The organism is Corynebacterium marambiense (assembly GCF_016342275.1).
Lineage (GTDB): Bacteria > Actinomycetota > Actinomycetes > Mycobacteriales > Mycobacteriaceae > Corynebacterium > Corynebacterium marambiense.
Genome location: NZ_JAEIOT010000001.1, coordinates 1 through 1,363 on the forward strand (window position 1 = coordinate 1; position 1,363 = coordinate 1,363).

The window sequence follows — 1,363 nt, forward strand, 5'->3', positions numbered from 1 at the left end:
CGGGTGAGTAACACGTGGGTGATCTGCCCTGCACTTCGGGATAAGCCTGGGAAACTGGGTCTAATACCGGATAGGACTGCATCGTTAGTGGGTGTGGTGGAAAGGTTTTTCCGGTGCAGGATGAGCCCGCGGCCTATCAGCTTGTTGGTGGGGTAATGGCCTACCAAGGCGTCGACGGGTAGCCGGCCTGAGAGGGTGTACGGCCACATTGGGACTGAGACACGGCCCAGACTCCTACGGGAGGCAGCAGTGGGGAATATTGCACAATGGGCGCAAGCCTGATGCAGCGACGCCGCGTGGGGGATGACGGCCTTCGGGTTGTAAACCCCTTTCGATCACGACGAAGCGAGAGTGACGGTAGTGATATAAGAAGCACCGGCTAACTACGTGCCAGCAGCCGCGGTAATACGTAGGGTGCGAGCGTTGTCCGGAATTACTGGGCGTAAAGAGCTCGTAGGTGGTTTGTCGCGTCGTCTGTGAAATCCCGGGGCTTAACTCCGGGCGTGCAGGCGATACGGGCATAACTTGAGTGCTGTAGGGGAGACTGGAATTCCTGGTGTAGCGGTGAAATGCGCAGATATCAGGAGGAACACCGATGGCGAAGGCAGGTCTCTGGGCAGTAACTGACGCTGAGGAGCGAAAGCATGGGGAGCAAACAGGATTAGATACCCTGGTAGTCCATGCCGTAAACGGTGGGCGCTAGGTGTGGGTCCCTTCCACGGGGTCCGTGCCGTAGCTAACGCATTAAGCGCCCCGCCTGGGGAGTACGGCCGCAAGGCTAAAACTCAAAGGAATTGACGGGGGCCCGCACAAGCGGCGGAGCATGTGGATTAATTCGATGCAACGCGAAGAACCTTACCTGGGCTTGACATGTGCAGGATCGGCGCAGAGATGTGTCTTCCCTTGTGGCCTGCATGCAGGTGGTGCATGGTTGTCGTCAGCTCGTGTCGTGAGATGTTGGGTTAAGTCCCGCAACGAGCGCAACCCTTGTCTTATGTTGCCAGCACGTGATGGTGGGGACTCATGAGAGACTGCCGGGGTCAACTCGGAGGAAGGTGGGGATGACGTCAAATCATCATGCCCCTTATGTCCAGGGCTTCACACATGCTACAATGGTCGGTACAGTGGGTTGCGATACCGTGAGGTGGAGCTAATCCCTGAAAGCCGGTCTCAGTTCGGATTGGGGTCTGCAACTCGACCCCATGAAGTCGGAGTCGCTAGTAATCGCAGATCAGCAACGCTGCGGTGAATACGTTCCCGGGCCTTGTACACACCGCCCGTCACGTCATGAAAGTTGGTAACACCCGAAGCCAGTGGCCCAACCCTTGTGGGGGGAGCTGTCGAAGGTGGGATCGGCGATTGG

At 57.7% G+C, this 1,363-nt stretch carries 1 rRNA gene; it reads left to right on the forward strand.

Annotated features, from left to right (window positions below):
* A 16S ribosomal RNA gene (locus JDV76_RS00005) occupies window positions 1–1,363 on the forward strand; the annotation flags it as partial.